The 18,287-nt window shown below is 60.4% G+C and carries 17 protein-coding genes and 1 pseudogene; 14 read left to right on the top strand and 4 right to left on the bottom strand.

Going from position 1 to position 18,287, the window contains the following annotated elements; all coding sequences use genetic code 11:
* Window positions 1–30 precede the first annotated feature (30 nt).
* Window positions 31–3,681 (bottom strand): T9SS type A sorting domain-containing protein, encoded by a 3,651-nt coding sequence (locus tag ACYVM5_RS10750; protein WP_460618118.1) that lies wholly within the window; start codon window positions 3,679–3,681, stop codon window positions 31–33.
* A 243-nt stretch (window positions 3,682–3,924) separates the two neighbouring features.
* Here ACYVM5_RS10750 and ACYVM5_RS10745 point away from each other — a divergent pair, with 243 nt between their 5' ends.
* From ACYVM5_RS10745 to ACYVM5_RS10715, 7 genes are all read left to right on the top strand, one after another.
* The gene (locus ACYVM5_RS10745; protein WP_460618117.1) at window positions 3,925–4,719 is read left to right on the top strand and encodes a Rossmann-like and DUF2520 domain-containing protein; all 795 of its coding nucleotides are present in this window, start codon (window positions 3,925–3,927) and stop codon (window positions 4,717–4,719) included.
* A 70-nt stretch (window positions 4,720–4,789) separates the two neighbouring features.
* Window positions 4,790–5,125, top strand: a complete 336-nt coding sequence (locus tag ACYVM5_RS10740) for a 2Fe-2S iron-sulfur cluster-binding family protein (RefSeq protein ID WP_460618116.1) — start codon at window positions 4,790–4,792, stop codon at window positions 5,123–5,125.
* A 120-nt stretch (window positions 5,126–5,245) separates the two neighbouring features.
* Window positions 5,246–5,482: a Fe-S cluster assembly protein IscX gene (gene iscX / locus ACYVM5_RS10735; RefSeq protein ID WP_460618115.1), complete on the top strand. Its 237-nt coding sequence runs from the start codon at window positions 5,246–5,248 to the stop codon at window positions 5,480–5,482.
* A gap of 140 nt (window positions 5,483–5,622) precedes the next feature.
* The gene (locus ACYVM5_RS10730) at window positions 5,623–5,817 is read left to right on the top strand and encodes a cold-shock protein (protein WP_168673555.1); all 195 of its coding nucleotides are present in this window, start codon (window positions 5,623–5,625) and stop codon (window positions 5,815–5,817) included.
* A 153-nt stretch (window positions 5,818–5,970) separates the two neighbouring features.
* Window positions 5,971–6,909, top strand: coding sequence for a geranylgeranylglycerol-phosphate geranylgeranyltransferase (locus ACYVM5_RS10725; protein WP_460618114.1), 939 nt, complete (start codon window positions 5,971–5,973; stop codon window positions 6,907–6,909).
* A gap of 155 nt (window positions 6,910–7,064) precedes the next feature.
* The gene (locus ACYVM5_RS10720; protein ID WP_460618113.1) at window positions 7,065–7,757 is read left to right on the top strand and encodes a YjjG family noncanonical pyrimidine nucleotidase; all 693 of its coding nucleotides are present in this window, start codon (window positions 7,065–7,067) and stop codon (window positions 7,755–7,757) included.
* Between the two features lie 48 nt (window positions 7,758–7,805).
* The gene (locus ACYVM5_RS10715) at window positions 7,806–8,354 is read left to right on the top strand and encodes a nucleoside/nucleotide kinase family protein (RefSeq protein ID WP_460618112.1); all 549 of its coding nucleotides are present in this window, start codon (window positions 7,806–7,808) and stop codon (window positions 8,352–8,354) included.
* A gap of 375 nt (window positions 8,355–8,729) precedes the next feature.
* Here ACYVM5_RS10715 and ACYVM5_RS10710 read toward each other — a convergent pair whose 3' ends face one another.
* Entirely contained in the window at window positions 8,730–9,116 is a 387-nt protein-coding gene (locus ACYVM5_RS10710; protein ID WP_460618111.1) for an RDD family protein, read from the bottom strand.
* 151 nt (window positions 9,117–9,267) lie between these two features.
* Here ACYVM5_RS10710 and pruA point away from each other — a divergent pair, with 151 nt between their 5' ends.
* On the top strand, window positions 9,268–10,932 hold the full coding sequence (gene pruA, locus ACYVM5_RS10705) for an L-glutamate gamma-semialdehyde dehydrogenase (RefSeq protein ID WP_460618110.1): 1,665 nt from the start codon (window positions 9,268–9,270) through the stop codon (window positions 10,930–10,932).
* A gap of 109 nt (window positions 10,933–11,041) precedes the next feature.
* On the opposite strand, the gene ACYVM5_RS10700 is transcribed toward pruA, so the two are convergent.
* Both ACYVM5_RS10700 and ACYVM5_RS10695 read right to left on the bottom strand, forming a co-directional pair.
* Window positions 11,042–11,458 (bottom strand): response regulator, encoded by a 417-nt coding sequence (locus tag ACYVM5_RS10700; RefSeq protein WP_460618109.1) that lies wholly within the window; start codon window positions 11,456–11,458, stop codon window positions 11,042–11,044.
* Complete coding sequence (locus tag ACYVM5_RS10695) at window positions 11,439–12,998, bottom strand: sensor histidine kinase (RefSeq protein ID WP_460618108.1); 1,560 nt, start codon at window positions 12,996–12,998, stop codon at window positions 11,439–11,441. The genes ACYVM5_RS10700 and ACYVM5_RS10695 overlap by 20 nt, the downstream gene beginning before the upstream one ends.
* Window positions 12,999–13,231: 233 nt before the next feature.
* Here ACYVM5_RS10695 and ACYVM5_RS10690 point away from each other — a divergent pair.
* The 6 genes and pseudogenes from ACYVM5_RS10690 to nuoF form a co-directional block, all read left to right on the top strand.
* A pseudogene (locus ACYVM5_RS10690) lies at window positions 13,232–13,621 on the top strand (NADH-quinone oxidoreductase subunit A); the annotation flags it as partial.
* Between the two features lie 102 nt (window positions 13,622–13,723).
* Window positions 13,724–14,281 carry an NADH-quinone oxidoreductase subunit B gene (locus ACYVM5_RS10685; RefSeq protein WP_305014534.1) on the top strand — a complete coding sequence of 186 codons (558 nt, stop codon included), beginning with the start codon at window positions 13,724–13,726 and terminating at the stop codon, window positions 14,279–14,281.
* A gap of 110 nt (window positions 14,282–14,391) precedes the next feature.
* On the top strand, window positions 14,392–14,952 hold the full coding sequence (locus tag ACYVM5_RS10680) for an NADH-quinone oxidoreductase subunit C (protein WP_460618107.1): 561 nt from the start codon (window positions 14,392–14,394) through the stop codon (window positions 14,950–14,952).
* Window positions 14,953–15,045: 93 nt separating this feature from the next.
* Window positions 15,046–16,233: an NADH-quinone oxidoreductase subunit D gene (locus tag ACYVM5_RS10675; RefSeq protein ID WP_460620180.1), complete on the top strand. Its 1,188-nt coding sequence runs from the start codon at window positions 15,046–15,048 to the stop codon at window positions 16,231–16,233.
* A gap of 21 nt (window positions 16,234–16,254) precedes the next feature.
* On the top strand, window positions 16,255–16,830 hold the full coding sequence (locus ACYVM5_RS10670) for an NADH-quinone oxidoreductase subunit NuoE family protein (RefSeq protein ID WP_460618106.1): 576 nt from the start codon (window positions 16,255–16,257) through the stop codon (window positions 16,828–16,830).
* Window positions 16,831–16,860: 30 nt separating this feature from the next.
* On the top strand, window positions 16,861–18,201 hold the full coding sequence (nuoF, locus tag ACYVM5_RS10665) for an NADH-quinone oxidoreductase subunit NuoF (protein ID WP_342295887.1): 1,341 nt from the start codon (window positions 16,861–16,863) through the stop codon (window positions 18,199–18,201).
* Window positions 18,202–18,287 lie beyond the last annotated feature (86 nt).

Genomic DNA, 18,287 nt, shown 5'->3' with positions numbered 1-18,287 from the left:
CCTTTTGCCGAAGTGCAGAGAAGCCGAAGCTTACTTCACAATCGAAATCTGCTGCTGGGTGTACTCCTCGCCGTTGCGGACTTTGATGGAGTAGATGCCCGAGGCGAGCGAGGACAGGTTCACGCTGTTGCTGAAATTGTCCTTGGCCGAGCCCGTGTACACGCGCTGGCCGAGCATGTTAGTTACTTCCACAGCCATGGCCTGTTTGGCGTTGGCACCGTGGATTTCCAGGTTGAACACGCCCGTGTTGGAGGGGTTCGGGAACACGCTCACAGCGCGCTTCAGGGCCTCCGAAGTAGCCAGCGGGCCAGCCGAGATGCTGAGGTCATCGATGGCCAGGAAGCCCTGGTTGGCCTGGCTGATGGCGTGGAAGCCCACGTAGTAGTTGCCGGCCGTGGCGGGCACGAGGTCGAGTACGGCCGGGGTGGTGGTGTTGTTGGCCAGCAGGTATGAAGCGCTGGTCAGGGCGGCGTTGGTGTAGAGCAGGTTGGTCTGGCCAGCAGGAGTAGCGGCAGCGCCGTACTTCACTTCGAGGCCTTCGGTGTAGCCACCCGTGGCCACGCGGTAGTAGAACGAAACGCGGTAGCGCTGCGTGGTGGCCAGGGTCAGGGCCGGGGTGAAGAACCAGTCGTTGGCCGCCACTGTGGGAGTCGGGCCCTGGTTGTTGTAGGAGTACACCATGGCATTAGGAGCCGAGCGGGCCACGTTGGTGGTGGCAGGGTCGACTACCGTGCCGGTGGCGCGCCAGGTGAAACCGTCGTTGTTCACATCGGTTACGGTGATGCCGCAGGGCAGCGTCTGGTTGGCGGCTACTACGTCGAAGTTCTGGGCGTAGGGGAAGGCGGCGATGGTGGGCGGCGTGCAAGCCGTGGTCACACGTACCGGGCCACCCAGGCCGCTTTGCGACGTGGCACTGCAGATGGTCTGGATGTAGAAATCGTAGGTGGTGCTAGCCGACAGGCCAGACAGCGTGTAAGTGGTGCCGGTGAAGGAAGGCGAGGTAACGCTGCCCGTACCGCCGGGGGTGAAGCCCTGCGGACCGTAGATAATCTGGTAGCCCGTAGCACCGGCCGCAGCCGTGAACGAGAACGAGGCCGATGTAGCCGTGCTGCCCGTGATGGCCAGGCCCGTAGGCGTGGGGCACGAGTTGGGAGTGGCCGTTTCAGCTTCCAGCATGAAGCGAATGTTGTTGGAAGCAACATCGGTCGGCGTAGAAGTCACAGTGGGGGTGAGGTTTACCGAGTAGAAGGTGGCCGCGCGGGCAGGGGTTTCCGCTTCGTAGCCCATGGGGCTTACTTGGGTGCCGTTGGCGGGCATCACCTGAGCCAAGCCCACAAGGAAATCTCCAGCGGGCACGTTGCCGGTCAGGCTGAAGGTATGCAGCTGGCCGAGGTCAGCAGTGGTTACCAAGTAATCGGCCGAGCGGGCAATTACGGCTCCGGTCGTTGCGTTCAGCACCACGCCATACACGGTGGTAGGAGTGCTAACGAGGGTAGCGTCATTGCCAATCACGGCCCGAACAGCCGTCACATCGCGCGTCACGTTGGTCGTGAACTTACCGCAGAAGGCCAGGGTACGGGCTGCCGCGTTAGGCACGAAACCAATACCGCCGGCCTGCGTGGCCCCGGGAGTGATAAACGAGTAGCGCGTGGGGCTGGTCGTCATGGCCTGGGCCACCGAGTTGTTGCCGTTCACATCATCGTTGGGCACGGTTACGGTCACGGTATTGGCACCGGCGTTGGGCAGGGTGATGTTGGCGAAGGTCACAACGTTTGTTGCGCCTACGGCCAGCGAGGTCACGGTCTGAGTCTGGGTCACGGTGTTGGCACCGGTGATGTTCAGCGTAACTACAGTGGGGGTAGTGATGGCAGCAGCCCCGGCGTTGCGCACCACGGCACGCAGGCTGAAGGGGTTGCCAGCGGGCACGGCTACCGAGCCGTAGCCCTGAATCTCGTTCACGGCCACGTCGTTGTTGGCCGGAGCAGCCGTCACGGCTTCTACCAGGTAGCGGCTGGTGCCAGCAGCGGCGTCCGTGGGGGTCCCCCCGGCGGGCGAGAAGCGGTAGAACGTACCCGGACGAGTCGGCGACTCACTCTGCACGCCCATCGGGAAGAACGAGGCCGCACCGTTGCTGGCCGGCGATACCTGCACCATGCCCACGATAAAGTCACCGGCTGGCACCGTTACCGGCGCGGTCAGGGTGAAGGTATGCATGGCATTAATGTCGGCAGCCGTTACCACAAAATTGGCCGAGCGGCCCAGTACGGCACCCGTTGCGTCGAGCACGATGCCGTAGAGGGTTTCACCCACCGTGGTTTTTTGGGTGGGCGGAATGGCCGCCGCATCGTAAACAAATGCTCGCACTGCCGTTATCGAACGGGCCGTGCTCAGCGAATACTTGGCACCGAAGCCCAGCTCAGTGCCCGAGCCGAAGCCTACGGCGCTGCTGGCCCCTACGCCCGGCGAGACATAGGAGAAGGTAGTGGTGTTCACCACCTGGGTTTCGGCCTTGGAGTTGTTGAGGTTGTTATCGTCGTTCGGTACCGAAACCGTGACGGTGTTGGTGCCTTGGTTGGCGGGGGTGTAGGCGGCAAACGTTACCGTGGCGCTGGCTCCCACAGCCAGCGAGGCAATGGTCTGGGTGTTGGTGAAGGTGTTGGCACCCGTCACGTTCAGGGTCACCGCTACGTTGGTCAGCGCATTGGTGCCGTTATTGGTCACCAGTGCTTTCGCCGCGTGCGGAGCGGCACCAGGTACTGCCAACTGGTTGATGGTGTAAAGCAGCGAAACGCCGGCGTCGTTGGGCACGGTGGGCACAAAACGGTAGGTGCGGCCGTTGTCCGGCGGCACTGCCTGGCGGAAGTTAAATGCGCCGGTAGCGCCGGCCGTTACGGGGCCGCTGGCAAAAGTCACGGCCGCATCACCCCACGGCGATACCGAGCCTTTGGTAACCTTCAGAATCTGAGTAGGTCCGTTGCCGGCACCTTTCAGGCCCGTCTGGGCATACTTAAAGTTGTTGTTGGCGGCGGCGGCTACCGTTGGGGCCGCGTACACAAACTCGATGGTGCCGTTGGCTTCATACAGCTTCACCTGGAACGCCATGTTGGCGTACTGGTTGGCCACGTTGGTGCCGCCCACATCCGAAAGCTGCACTTTGTCAGCCACGTTTTTCCACTGAATGGTGCACACCCGGCTGCCAGCCGTGCCGGTGGTGGCCATGCGGTATTCGGCGGTGCTGGTGCCGCTCACCAGGTCGTAGTTGAAGGGCGACACCAGGTTGATGTCGTTGGCCGCCGTGCCCAGCAGCGTGCCGCCGTTATTCGACTCGGCATAGGCTGTGTAGAGGGCCACCGTGGGGACCGTCATACCGGCAGCCGCACCCAGCTTCAGAAAGCCGTTGGTGTTCAGGATGAAGCGGTCCATCGTCGCGCCGTTGTAGGCGAAGTTGAACCCGATGAGTTGCTCGGCCGAGTTGGCGTCGTCCGTGCTGCTCGTCGTAATAACCGTACCCGTCGTACCCAGGTCGGTGTAGGTACCGGCTACGTTCTGGGCGTTGGCGATGGGGTAATTAAGCGTTGTTTGCGCCTGCGCGCCCACGGCGGTGCCCGTCGCTAGCAGCGCGGCCAGGGCCATGTGCCGCAGGCGCACATTAGTCCTCGGACGATTGTATTGGTGATTCATTGAAAAGAGGGAGTAAAATGGGTGAATAAGAGTATTTTGAAGTTGCGAAATGAATGCTAACTGACCTCCGTGCAAGTAGCCCCACAGGCCGGACGGTAGCTTTGGGGCTACAAGTTGCTAAACTTTGGGCACAAATCATTGAGCCCGGTCCTTTTTGCCGCTAGCTCAACCTTGGTGCTGGCGGTGAGTAGCATAGTCAGCCACTTACCTTGTTTTATAAATATTATAGTTCATCATTAATTAATGATAAATACTCCCTCGAATCCCCTTCGTATCGGCCTGTTTGGTACCGGCCGCGTAGCCAGCCAGCTGGCCCCGACGCTGGTAGCCGCCGGCCACCAGTTGTCCTTTATATGGAGCCGCACAGCGACGGCCGCGACGGCCCTGGCCGCCATGCTCCCCGGCACCCCGGCATTGACAACCCTGGCCCCGCCGCTGCCCACCGCCGATGTGTACCTGCTGGCCGTGCCCGATGCGGCCGTGGAGCCGCTGCTCGCCAGCATCAGCTGGCCCGAGGGTGCCGTGGTGGCGCACCTGGCGGGTGCGTTGCCGCTGTCCGTATTTGCCGCGCAGCCGGCGGTGCGCGGTGGCGTGCTCTACCCGCTTCAAACCTTCAGTCCGGGCCGCACCATAGCCTGGCCCACGGTGCCGCTGTGCGTTGAGGCTGCCACCCCGGCCGCCGAAACCGTCCTGCTGGCCTTGGCTGGCAGCCTCAGCCGGCACGTGTTGCAACTCGATTCGGCCCAGCGGCTCAAGCTGCACGTGGCGGCCGTGTTTGCCAACAATTTCACCAACCACCTGTTGGGCATTGCCGACGCCTTGCTGGCCGAGGCCGCCCTGCCGCCGGAATTGCTGGCCCCGCTGGTGCGCGAAACGGTGGATAAGGCCCTTACCAATCCGCCCTTCACGGTGCAGACCGGGCCGGCTGTGCGGCGCGATGCGCCCACGCTGGCCGCCCACCACGCGGCGCTGGCGGCGCACCCGGCCTGGCAGGCGCTCTATGCGCAGCTCACGGCTAGCATTCAGGCCCAGCTTTGATGCCGGGGCTGGAGAGAGTACCTTTGCGGCGGCAAATGCCGCGTATTATTCGACTTTTTTGATTCCTGTTTTGTCCGTTTCCGCCACCACCATCACCTTCCAGTTCAACGACGGCCAGCCGGCCCAAACCCACGTGGCGGCCTCCGGCGAATCGGTGCTCGACGTGGCGCTGAACAACGGCATCCAGCTCCAGCATAACTGCGGCGGCGTGTGCGGGTGCAGCACCTGCCACATTTACGTCAACGCCGGCGGCGACGACCTGCCCGAAATTTCCGATAAGGAAGAAGACTTCATTGACCGCGCCGAGAACCCGCGCATCAACTCGCGCCTGGCTTGCCAGTGCGTGGTGGAGAAGGACATGCAGCTCGTGGTCACCATCCCGCCCCAACACTTCCTGGGGCACTAGTTTTTTTAGGGTAAGAGGGTGTGGGGGATAGGCGGGCATGAGGTCTAAAATAGATTTCAATCTGGTCTTCTTTTTTAACGCATCCCTTCCTACCCCCATACCCTCTTACCCTAAAGCAGAATGAACCACTTTGAGCCGCCCATGCACTGGGCCGACCACGAGGATATCGCCATGGCGCTCTACGAGAAGTTCGGCGACGACTTCACGGAGGCCAAAATCTACCGCATCCGCTTCACCGATTTGATTGAGTGGGTGCTGAGCCTGAGCAACTTCGATGGCACCCGCGAACAAGCCACGGAAGGCCACCTGGAGCAGATTCAGGCCAAGTGGGTGTATGAGTGGCGCGACAACCAATAACGGTTCAGCCTGAGCCGCTGGCCGCCCAACCCCGCGTTGGCTTCCCGCGTAAGCGGAGATGAAATGGCTTGTTAATGCTGTTTCAGGCCTTTCCGCAGCCTTTACCCGGGCGGTTTTTTCTTTTCCTTTTTGTTTTTTGCATGAAAACCGGCATCATCAAATTTTTTAACGAAGCCAAAGGCTATGGCTTCGTGACCGACGACCAAACGAAAGAAGATTTTTTCGTACACGTAACGGGCCTGAACGGGACCACAGTGCAACAAAACGACCGGGTGGAATTTGAAACCCAGGAAGGCCGCAAAGGCATCAACGCCGTGAACGTGCGCAAAATCTGAGCTTGAAAACGCTCTGATGGCTGCGCCCCGCGCCATCGCAAAAGCCTCTCCCGCAACGGAGAGGCTTTTTTATGCCCGGCCCGGACCTCCTACCCGCAGGCAGCCCGTCACTTCTGCCGACCTTTGCACTTCGCCTGCCCCGTGCTTCTGCCGATGAACCCGCTGCCCCCCAAGCCACCTGCGCCCGCCCTGCCCCCGCCCCTCCCCGTGGAGCGGCTGCGCACGGCCCTGCCCACGCTGGTGCGCTGGCCCAACCTGCTGATAATGCTGCTGTGCCTGGCGCTGGTACGGGCCGGCCTGCTTCTGCCCGGGGTGCCGCTGCGCGCGTCGCTGCTGGACCGGCGCTTCGGGCTGCTGGTGTGGGCAGCGCTGCTGGTAGCGGCGGCCGGCTACATCATCAACGACTATTACGACGTGAAAATTGACGCCATCAACCGGCCCGACCGGCTGGTGATTGGGCGCGTGGTGAACCGGCGCATGGCCATGCTGGCCCACATGGTGCTCAGCGGGGTGGGCGTGCTGGTGGCCGGCTGGCTGCACCCGGTGCTGGGCCTCGTCACGCTGGGCACGGCCCTGCTGCTGTGGGGCTACTCGGCGCGCTTCAAGCGGGTGGCGCTGGTGGGCAACCTCAGCATTGCCACCCTCACGGCGGCGCTGGTGCTGCTGCCCGAGCTGCAGCTGCAGCTGGAGCGCCACGACAGCCACAGCGTGGTGTGGCCCTACGCGCTGGCCGCCTTCCTGCTCACGATGGTGCGCGAGATTGTGAAGGATGTGGAGGACATGCGCGGCGATGCCCAGCACGGCTGCCGCACGCTGCCCTTGGTGTGGGGCGTGGCCCGTACCAAGTGGGTGGCCGGTTTTTTCCTGGCTTGCCTGGCCCTGCTCACGCTGGGGGCCACGGGCCGGCTGTTTGTGAGCGGGCACTGGCCGCTGGGCCTGTGGCTGCTGCTGCTGGTGCTGCTGCCCATGGCCCAACTATCCCGCCTGCTCATCCGGGCCGACCGGCGGCGGCACTTTCGGCACCTGAGCACGTTCTGCAAGGGCATCATGCTGGCCGGCGTGCTAAGCATGGCCCTGGCCGGCTCGGTATGATTGATTTTGCCGTGCTATGCTATTCTGTCATCCTGAGCAGAGCGAAGGACTTTATCACCGTTGAACTGTTTGCAGTAATCCAATCGAAGCAAATGTGATAAGGTCCTTCGCTCTGCTCAGGATGACAGCCGACAACGAATAACCTAAAACGCTGAATGAAATACCGCCACCTCTTCTTCGACCTCGACCACACGCTGTGGGATTTCGAAAAAAATGCCAACGAAACCCTGCTCACGCTTTACGAGCGGCACGATTTCGCCCGCTACGGCACTTTTTCGGCCGACCAGTTTATCAGCGTCTACAGCGACATCAACCACGCCCTCTGGCGCTTGTACCAGAGCAATAAAATCACCCAGAGCCAGCTGCGCGAGGTGCGTTTCAGCCGCACGCTGACGCGGCTGGGCCTAACGGAGGACCAGGTTCCGGCCACCATCTCGGCCGAGTTCACCGAAATTCTTCCTCAGAAATCGGCGGTATTTCCCTTCACCCACGAGGTGCTCGATTACCTCAAGCCCAAGTACCGCCTGCACCTCATCACCAACGGCTTCAACGACGTGCAGGGCATCAAGCTCACGTCGTCGAACCTGACGCACTACTTCGAGGAGGTCATCACCTCCGAGGAAAGCGGCTGCCTCAAGCCCGACCCGCGCATGTTCCGCCACGCCCTGGAACGCACCTGGGCCACCGCCGCCGAAAGCCTGATGATTGGCGACAACCTCGAATGCGACGTGCTGGGGGCCTACAACGCCGGCATCGACCAGGTGTATTTCAACCCGGATAAACGGCGACACTTCAACCAGATTACGCACGAAATCAGCTGTCTGAGTGAACTGAAGAGCTTTTTGTAACTGATGCTTGGCTACGACAGGCCGGCTACCTCAAACTAAGCACCAAAAATGGTACACCTCATTGGCCTCTCCGGCCGCCGGGGCAGCGGCAAAGACACCGTGGCCCGCATCCTGCAACAGCTCCAACCCGAGCGCCAGTGGCAGGTTCGCTCCTTCGGCGACTCCATCAAGTCCGTCTGCGCCGCCCTCACGGGCGAGGCCGTGGCCCCCTACTACACCCAGGAAGGCAAGGCCGAGCTGGTGCCCACCTTCCACCGCACGCGGGGCGAGATGCTGCAGCAGGTGGGCAGCGCCCTGCGCGCCTGGGAGCCGCTGGTCTGGGTCGATGCCTTCTTTGCCGGCCTGCCTCATGATGCCTTCGTGCTGGTACCCGACGTGCGCTTCGCCAACGAAGCCGACCCCATCCGCGCCCGCGGCGGCCTTATGCTTCGCGTGGAGGGCGACCCCCTCCACCAGCGCGGCGACGGCACCCGCGACGACAACCACCCCAGCGAAACTGCCATGGACGACTACCCGCACTTCGATTTTACGTTGCACAACACCGGCTCGTATGATGACCTCACGCAACAGGTGCGGGAGTTGCTGGCGCGGCTGTAGATGGTTGCCGAGTCTTTTGAAACACGATTCCGCAACCTAAAACGGCATTCCGCAAGCTGAAACACCATTCCGCACCGCTGAAACGGCATTGGGGGGTTCTGAAACACCATTCCGCAACCCCAAAACACTATTCCGGCAAGGCAAAACACGATTCCGCCCTTCCAAAATGGCATGCCGCTGCCCCGAAACGGTATTCCGCAACGCGAAAACGGCATTCCGCTAACCCAAAACGGCATTCGGACCTCCCAAAACAACATTCCGTTAATCCCAAACGCCATTCCGCGACGATAAAACGGCATTCCGCTGACCCCAAACACTATTCCGCAGCCTGAAACACCATTGCTCCGCATACATTCCGGCATGTCAATTCACTATTTAGCTTGCTAAATCAACATTATCGGCTTGCCTTGAGCATTCCACACATTCCGTTCCCGCCAAATAATCACCCAATCTTCTAGCAGGATTTATTAGCAGCATAACTACCTCAATTGGCCAGATAAGGATGGTGATATTTCGAATGAAACACTGCCCTGAGCCAGCCGCCAGCTTGCTGTGCGGGTCTACTACCATCAATCCTAACAGCCTTTTGGCAGGGCTTTTCCCCTGCACACAGTCCTTGTTTGCATAGACAAGCATGCCAATTCCAAAAGCCAACGTGCCGTTATGGCTGTGCAAATCAATTAGCCACATGATGGGCACAAAAATGCACGACATGATGAGATGGTCTAGAAAAGAGGAAATGAGGCGCTTACGATGATTCATGCAGGCTCAATTTTATGCGAAGCCCATAAAGGTGACAAAAAAAGCAGTAGCCCGTGCAGCACTGCTTCGGCTGCGCCCGAAGCTGTAATGGCGTCTCAGCTACCTTTGCCGCCTCCCACCCCAACCTATTCAAGCACCTAACCCCAACCCTATGGCCACCGGCTTTTTCAACGTCCCGACCCCGATTAACGAACCCGTCAAAGGCTACGCGCCCGGCTCAAAAGAGCGGCTCGAGTTGCAGCAAGAGCTCAAGCGCCTGCGCGGGCTGGAGCTGGATATCCCCATGCACATCGGCGGGAAGCACGTCCGCACCGGCGACCTGCGCCGCATGAGCCCGCCGCACGACCACCAGCGCACCCTCGGCCACTTCCACTACGGCACCACCGCCCACGTCACGCAGGCCATCGATGCCGCCCTGGCCGCCCGCACCGCCTGGGCCGAGCTGCCCTGGGAGCACCGCGCCGCCATCTTCCTGAAGGCCGCCGAGCTGCTGGCCGGCCCCTACCGCGCCCGCATCAACGCGGCCACCATGCTGGCCCAAAGCAAAAACGCCTTCCAGGCCGAAATCGACGCCGCCTGCGAGCTCATCGACTTCTTCCGCTTCAACGTGCACTTCATGCGCCAGGTGTTCGAGCAACAGCCCGAAAGCCTCCCCGGCATGTGGAACCGCCTGGAGCAGCGCCCCCTCGAAGGCTTCGTGTTCGCCCTCACGCCCTTCAACTTCACCTCCATCGCCGCCAACCTGCCCTCCTCGGCAGCCATGATGGGCAACGTGGTGGTGTGGAAGCCCGCCGACACCCAGGTCTACTCCGCCCAGGTGCTCATGGAGCTGTTCGAGGAAGCCGGCGTGCCCGCCGGCGTCATCAACCTCATCTACGCCGACGGCCCCGTGGTGGGCGACGTGGTGTTTAAGCACCGCGACTTTGCTGGCATCCACTTCACCGGCTCCACCAAAGTCTTCCAGACCATCTGGCAGGAAATCGGCCAGAACATCCACCGCTACAAATCCTACCCGCGCATCGTGGGCGAAACCGGCGGCAAGGACTTCATTGTGGCGCACAAGACGGCCCACGCCAAAGCCGTAGCCGTGGGCATCTCGCGCGGCGCTTTTGAGTACCAAGGTCAGAAATGCTCGGCTGCTTCCCGCGTCTACCTCCCCAGCAACCTCGCCGATGAAATCCTCGGCTACGTGAAGGAAGACCTGGCCTCCTTCAAAATGGGCGATGTGGAAGACTTCTCGAACTTCATCAACGCCGTTATCAGCGAAGTTTCCTTCGACAAGCTCGCCAAATACATCGACGGCGCAAAGGCCGACCCGAACGCCGAAATCATTGCCGGCGGCGGCTACGACAAATCGAAAGGCTACTTCATCGAGCCCACCGTCATCGTGGCCAAAGACCCGAAATACATCACGATGTGCGACGAGCTGTTCGGCCCCGTTGTCACCGTTTACGTCTACGACGCCGACAAATTCGAGGAAACCCTGGAGCTGGTGGATACCACCTCGCCCTACGCCCTCACCGGAGCCGTCTTCTCGCAGGACCGTTACGCCATCGATTTGGCTTCGAAGAAGCTGACGCACGCCGCCGGCAACTTCTACATCAACGACAAGCCCACCGGCGCCGTGGTGGGTCAGCAGCCCTTCGGCGGCGCCCGCGCCTCCGGCACCAACGACAAAGCCGGCTCCATCCTGAACCTGCTCCGCTGGGTGTCGCCCCGCGCCATCAAGGAAACCTTCGTGCCCGTCACCGACTACCGCTACCCCTTCCTCGGCTCGGAGCCAGCCGAGGATTTGAACCGCGACAAAGGCCTGTAAGCCGCAACAAAAACGGCCCGTATCACATGATGCGGGCCGTTTTTGTGTTTTCATCATTCCAAACCGCCCCGTCACTGGCAGCTTCACGGCTCCGCGTCATGCCCCTCAATCAGCAGTCACAGGGTTCATCATCGGCCAGCGCCTCACCATCGAACTGTGACTGAATAGCGCGGATTTCTTCGCTATCCAACGGCTTGTGAATCAGGCCAGCCACCAAGTCGTATTGCTTGGATTTCTCCAGGTCATTCAGTGCCAGCGACGAGGTGAGGATGTAGATATGACAGGTGCCGCGCAACGCCTCCTGGTAAGGCGTCAGGGCATCGAGAAACTGCCAGCCATCCATCAACGGCATATTCAGGTCCAGAAATACGACCTGTGGCATGGCCTGTTTTCTCCCCACCAGCTTATCCAGCGCTTCCTGGGCCGACTGAAACGTGCAGATGCAATTGGAAAACCCTTCGGCTCGCAACAGATGCTCGGTGAGGTAGATGGCGAGTTCATCGTCATCAATGAGGTAGGTTTTCATCCGCATAGGGCCTGAAATGAAGAGTGAATTCGGTTCCTTCACCGGGGCGGCTTTCCACGGCAATCTCGCCGCCCATGGCTTCTACGTGCGCCCGTACCAGATACAGGCCAATGCCGCGCCCGGCCTGCCCCGCATGAAAGCGCCGGTAGAGTTGAAAAACGGTGTCGCCGGCCTGCTGGCGGTCAAACCCCAAGCCATTGTCGCGCACCGTAATGGTTAATCCCTCCGCCGGGGTCGCGGTAGCCATGATGTCAATTACCAGCGGCCGGGCGTCGGCCCGGTACTTAATGGCGTTGGAAATCAGGTTGTGAAAGATGCTATGGAAATACGCCCGGCTGCCGGCCACGCGCAGGTCCGCCGGAATGGCAATACGGAGCTGGCCGCTTGCGGCTTGCAATGCCTCGTGCAGGCCCTGCAGCGCCTGCTGGCACACGGCGGCCAGCGGCACCGGCTCGGGCCGGTAGCCGGCCTGCTCGTCGCGCACCGACAGGATGTCGTTCACATCGGTCAGCACCTCGTCGAGCAGCTGCAGGCTGGTGCGCAGGTTGTGCAGCGACGTGTCGAACACCGCCGAGTGCTTATCCACCCGCGCCAGCAGGTCGCTAAATCCCAGGGCATTCGCCAGCGGCGCCCGCAGGTTGTGCGACACGATGTAGGTAAACTGCTGCAGGTCGTTGTTCTGGCCAATTAGCTTCTCGGTCATCAGCCGCTGCTGCCGTTCGGCCTGCTTGCGCGGCGTGATGTCCTTCATGGCCCCAATCATACGCACGGTGCAGCCCGCCGCATCGCGCAACAGGTAGCCCCGGTCAAATACCTCGGCCCAGCTCCCATCGGCCCGCCGGAACTGGTACTCCTCCTCCCAGAACACGTTTTTGGTTTCAAACGCCGTCCGGAGCAGGCCCGCCACCACACGCGGGCTGTCATCAGGGTGCACCAAATCAGCCCATTTGCGGAATGGCGTCGGGTTTTCGGTGAGTTGATGACCAAATAAATCCTCAAATCCCTCCCCCCAATACAGCGTGTCGGCGGCCACGTTCCAGTCGTAAATGGCGTCGGTGGTGGCCTTCAAAGCGTAGGCAAACCGCTCGTTGCTGAGGCGCAACGCCCTTTCCACCTCCTTTTCCTTGGTCAGGTCGTGCACCACGCCTACCAGCTGGGAGCAGCGGCCGTGCTCGTCGGGCACCGGTGTCACGCTCACTTCGCCCGTCACTCGGCCCGTCGGATAATCAGACGTTTCCTGCCAAACCACGCGCTCCATGCTGGCAATTGCCTCGCGGTATTTGGTTAGCACCAAGCTGAGCGAGGGCTCCGGAATAATGTCTTCTACGTAGCGCCCCAGTACCTGCTCCAGCGGCAGTCCGGTCGTTTTCTCGAAGGCTTTATTGGCAAATACAAACCGGTACCGCCCTTCGCCCTCCACGCTCAATACGAACGTGACATCGGCAATGGTATTGAAAAGAACCGAAAGCTGATGCTCCCGCTCCGCCAGCGCCGCACTGGCCGCCGCTGAACCCGGCGCAGCATTATCAGGATTAGACATGGAACAGGGAAGATTAGCGACCAGCTTGCCCCTAAAGAAAGCACATGTAATCCAAATAAAAGCCCGTTGCGCTGCGAATTTTTCGGCCGGCCGCTGTACCAATAACCGGTCATCTGCGCCCCAATTCGGCCATCCCTCCAGCGGTTCACGTTTCAACATTGCGCCCCAACCCCGTGGGCGCTACCTTTGCCCTTCAGCGCCCGTGAGGCCTGTTTGCTATATAATTGACCACTATGTATCTAGCCCTGCCGGCTGCCAATTATCAGCCCTCCGATTATCTCCCGATTGTCATCCAATTCGGTCTGGCCCTGGCTTTTGTGGCCTTCGCCATGGTGGTTTCGCACTTGGTAGGCCCCAAGCGCCACAGCACCGTGAAGGATGCCTCCTTCGAGTGCGGCATCGAATCCGTGGGCAATGCCCGCACCCCGATTTCAGTAAAATACTTCCTCACGGCCATTGTTTTCGTGCTTTTTGATGTGGAAGTTATCTTCATGTACCCCTGGGCCGTGAATTTCCGGGCGCTCAACAAGGACGGCTATTACGGCTTCATCGAGATGATAATCTTCATGACGCTGCTGCTGGCGGGCTTCTTCTACATCATCAAAAAGGGCATTTTGCGCTGGAATGAAGTACCAGCCGGCCAAACTTTCACCAGCGCCCCGGTGTTGGAAAACCGGCCCGCCCAAGTGGCCAAAGCCGCTTAATCTGCTTGTCCTTATATAACTATGGCTGATAACCGAGTTCCTGAAATAAAAACCGTTGAGGCCCCCGAAGGCGTCGAGGGCGCTGGCTTCTTTGCCACCTCGCTGGAGAAAGTGGTGGGCATGGCCCGCGCCAACTCGCTCTGGCCCCTGCCCTTCGCCACGTCCTGCTGCGGCATCGAGTTCATGGCCACCATGGGCTCGCACTACGACATCTCCCGTTTCGGCTCCGAGCGTCCCAGCTTCTCGCCCCGCCAGGCCGATTTGCTGATGGTGATGGGCACCATCGCCAAGAAAATGGCCCCCATCGTGAAACAGGTGTACGAGCAAATGGCCGAGCCCCGCTGGGTGCTGGCCATGGGTGCCTGCGCCTGCTCGGGCGGCATTTTCGACTCCTACTCCGTGCTGCAAGGCATCGACCGCATTATTCCGGTCGACGTGTACGTGCCCGGCTGCCCGCCCCGCCCCGAGCAGGTGCTCGACGGCCTGATGCGCGTGCAGGACCTGGCCCGCAACGAATCCTTCCGCCGTCGCAACGCCCCTGAATACCAGGAACTGCTGGCGTCTTATAATATTAAGTAGATTTTTAGAACCAGGAACTTAGAACCAAGAGCTTGGAGCCGCCCCGTTGCGCTTCTATTTAAAAGCTCACCATCTCTAAGCTCTGAGTTCTACGCTCTAAGCTCTCCAGAATGACTCCTCAAGATGCTGCCGCCGCGCCCGAAGCGCCCGTTGCCGAAGACCCGATAAAGGCCCAGAACGCGCAGGTAATGGCGTTGCTCACCCGCTTGTTTGGCGAGGGTACCTTCACCGATGTGCACGAGCCCTACGGCCTGCTGACGGCGACCACGACGCGGGAGAAAATCCACGAAATCATTGCCGGCCTGCAGCAGGACCAGGAATTGAAATTCCATTTCCTGACCACGATGTGCGGCATCAACTACCCCGAGAATCCGGGCAAGGAGTTGGGTATGATTTACCACCTGCACAGCATGACAAAGAACATCCGGCTTCGCCTGAAAATCTTCTTCCCGATTGCCGACCCGGTGGTGCCGACCCTGACCGACCTCTACAACACCGCCAACTGGATGGAACGCGAGGCCTACGACTTCTTCGGCATCATCTTCACCGGCCACCCCAATCTGATTCGCATCCTCAACGTGGAGGACATGGACTACCACCCCATGCGCAAGCAATACCCGGTGGAAGACGGTACCCGCGAAGACAAAACCGACCTGTTTTTCGGCCGCTAGGCCCCTGATACTCATATCATGGCAGTAAACGACGCCCTGGCAGGCACCCACAAGATTCAAGAAGAGGCCGCCGCCCAGCGCCCCGGCCAGCTGATGCCCATTCTCAACGACTTCAGCCAGGAGCTGACGACGCTGAACCTGGGCCCCACGCACCCCGCCACGCACGGCATTTTCCAGAACATCCTGCAAATGGATGGCGAGCGCATCGTGTCCGGCGTGCCCACCATCGGCTACATCCACCGGGCTTTCGAGAAACTGGCCGAGCGTAAGCCGTTCTATCAGATTACCACCCTCACCGACCGGATGAACTACTGTTCGTCGCCCATCAACAACCTGGGCTGGCACATGACGGTGGAGAAGCTGCTCGGCGTGACCGTGCCGAAGCGCGCCCAGTACATTCGGGTGATTATGATGGAGCTGGCCCGCATTGCCGACCACCTCATCTGCAACTCAATTCTGGGCGTAGACACTGGTGCTTTCACCGGCTTCCTCTACGTGTTCCAGGAGCGCGAGAAGATTTACGAAATCTACGAGGAGGTGTGCGGCGCCCGCCTCACCACCAACATGGGCCGCGTGGGCGGCATGGAGCGCGACCTCTCGCCCGTGGCCCTGCAAAAGCTGCGCGCCTGGCTGAAAAGCTTCCCGGCCGTGATGAAGGAGTTCGAGAACATGTTCAACCGCAACCGCATTTTCATGGACCGCGTGGTGAACGTAGGCCCGATTTCAGCGGAAAAGGCTCTGAGCTACGGCTTTACCGGCCCCAACCTGCGGGCGGCCGGCGTCGATTACGACGTGCGCGCCATGAACCCCTACTCTTCCTACGAAGACTTTGAGTTCGACATTCCGGTGGGCACCAACGGCGACACCTACGACCGTTTCATCGTGCGCAACGAGGAAATTTGGCAGAGCCTACGCATCATCAACCAGGCCCTCGACAAGCTACCCGATGGCCCCTACCACGCCGACGCCCCGCATTACTACCTGCCTACCAAGCCGGAAGTGTATAAGAACATGGAGGCGCTGATTTACCACTTCAAAATCGTGATGGGTGAGATTGATGCGCCTGTCGGTGAGGTATATCACTCCGTGGAAGGCGGCAACGGCGAGTTGGGTTTCTACTTGGTTTCGGACGGTGGCCGCACGCCGTATCGCCTGCACTTCCGCCGACCGTGCTTCATTTATTATCAGGCTTATCCCGAGATGGCCGTGGGCACGACGCTGTCGGACGCCATTGTCATTCTCTCGTCCATGAACGTCATCGCCGGCGAGCTGGACGCTTAGTTTTTGTTGAAATTGACTGCTATGGAGCCGACTACCGCGCCCACCAAACCGCAATTCTCTCCCGCCGCCCAGGCGGAAATCAAGCGCCTGCTCACGCACTATCCCGAAGAGCGGAGCAAGTCGGCACTGCTACCGATTCTGCACATCGCGCAAGCCGAATTTGGCGGCTGGGTGAGCCCCGAAGTACAGGACTTGGTGGCTGAAACCCTGAAAATCAAGCCGATTGAAGTGTACGAGGTGTCGTCGTTCTACACCATGTTCAACCTCAAGCCGGTAGGCAAGCACGTGCTGGAAATCTGCCGTACCGGCCCTTGCATGCTCCGCGGCTCAGATGAGCTAACAGCCAATCTGGAGCGCATCACCTGTGCCAAAGTGGGCGGCACTTCGCCTGATGGTAATTTTACCCTGAAAGAAGTAGAGTGCTTGGCTGCCTGCGGCTTCGCCCCCGTCGTGCAGGTGCGCGAGAAATACTACGAGCAGTTGGATACGCCCGAAGCGGTGGATGCCATGCTCAACGAGTTGCGCGGTCAGGTTCATCGGCCCATCCTCTCGTGGGAAGAAAGCAGTAGCCTGCCCAACTCCCTGAAAAACAACTAACAGCTGGCCATCAGCACAACGCTTAATCCTATGGGCCGCAAGCTATTAACTGAACATATCAACGTCGAAGGCATCAATACCTTCGAGGTGTACCGCAAGCACGGCGGCTACCGCTCCGTGGAAAAGGCGCTCAAAACGATGACGCCCGATGAAGTGACGGAAGAAGTGAAGAAGTCGGGCCTGCGCGGGCGCGGCGGCGCGGGCTTCCCCGCTGGTATGAAGTGGGGCTTCCTAGCCAAGCCGGAGGGCGTGCCGCGCTACCTCGTCTGCAACGCCGACGAATCGGAACCTGGTACTTTCAAGGACCGTCAGCTGATGACGAAACTGCCCCACCTGCTCATTGAGGGCATGATTACGGGCAGCTATGCCCTGGGCGCACGCACCAGCTATATCTACATCCGCGGCGAGTTGTTGTACGTGCTGCGCATTCTGGAGAAGGCCATTGCCGAAGCTTATGCGGCTGGTTTCCTGGGCGAGAACATCCTCGGTTCGGGCTACTCGCTCGATTTGCACGTGCATCCCGGTGGCGGAGCTTACATCTGCGGCGAAGAAACTGCCCTGCTGGAGTCGCTGGAAGGCAAGCGGGGCAACCCGCGCAACAAGCCGCCATTTCCGGCCGTGCAAGGTCTGTACGCCCGCCCCACGGTGGTGAACAACGTGGAAACCATTGCAGCTGTGCCGGTTATCGTGAACGAAGGCGGCGACGAGTACGCCAAAATCGGCATCGGCAAAAGCACGGGTACCAAGCTCATTTCGGCCTGCGGCCATCTGAACAAGCCCGGCATCTACGAAATTGAGTTGGGCCTGCCCGTTGAGGAATTCATCTACTCCGATGAGTACTGCGGCGGCATCTGGAAGGGGCGCGACCTGAAAGCCGTGGTGGCCGGCGGTTCGTCGGTGCCAATTCTCCCTAAGGAACTGATTCTGAAAACGGCGGCCGGCGAAAACCGCCTGATGACCTACGAGTCGCTGAGCGACGGCGGCTTTGTGACGGGCACCATGCTGGGCTCGGGTGGCTTCATTGCGATGGACGAAACGACGTGCATCGTGAAGAACACCTGGAACTTCTCGCGCTTCTACCACCACGAGTCGTGCGGGCAGTGCTCGCCCTGCCGCGAGGGCACGGGCTGGATGGAAAAGGTATTGCACCGTCTCGAGCACGGGCACGGCTCGATGCACGACATCGACCTGCTGGTGAGCGTGGCTAAGCAGATTGAAGGCAACACCATTTGCCCGCTGGGCGAAGCGGCCGCATGGCCGGTAGCGGCTGCGGTGCGCCACTTCCGCCACGAGTTCGAATGGCATGTGACCAATCCTAAAGAGGCTACGGCTCCTGGTGCAGCATATCGCGGCGCGGCGGTGCTGGCTTAATTTCAACTTCTGTCATGCTGACGAAGGAAGCAACTTATCACGGCTGCCTTCATCAGAACCAGTTATTACCCGAGTCCTGCGAACGT

Source organism: Hymenobacter ruber (assembly GCF_054783255.1).
This window is presented reverse-complemented; position numbering and strand designations above follow the sequence as displayed.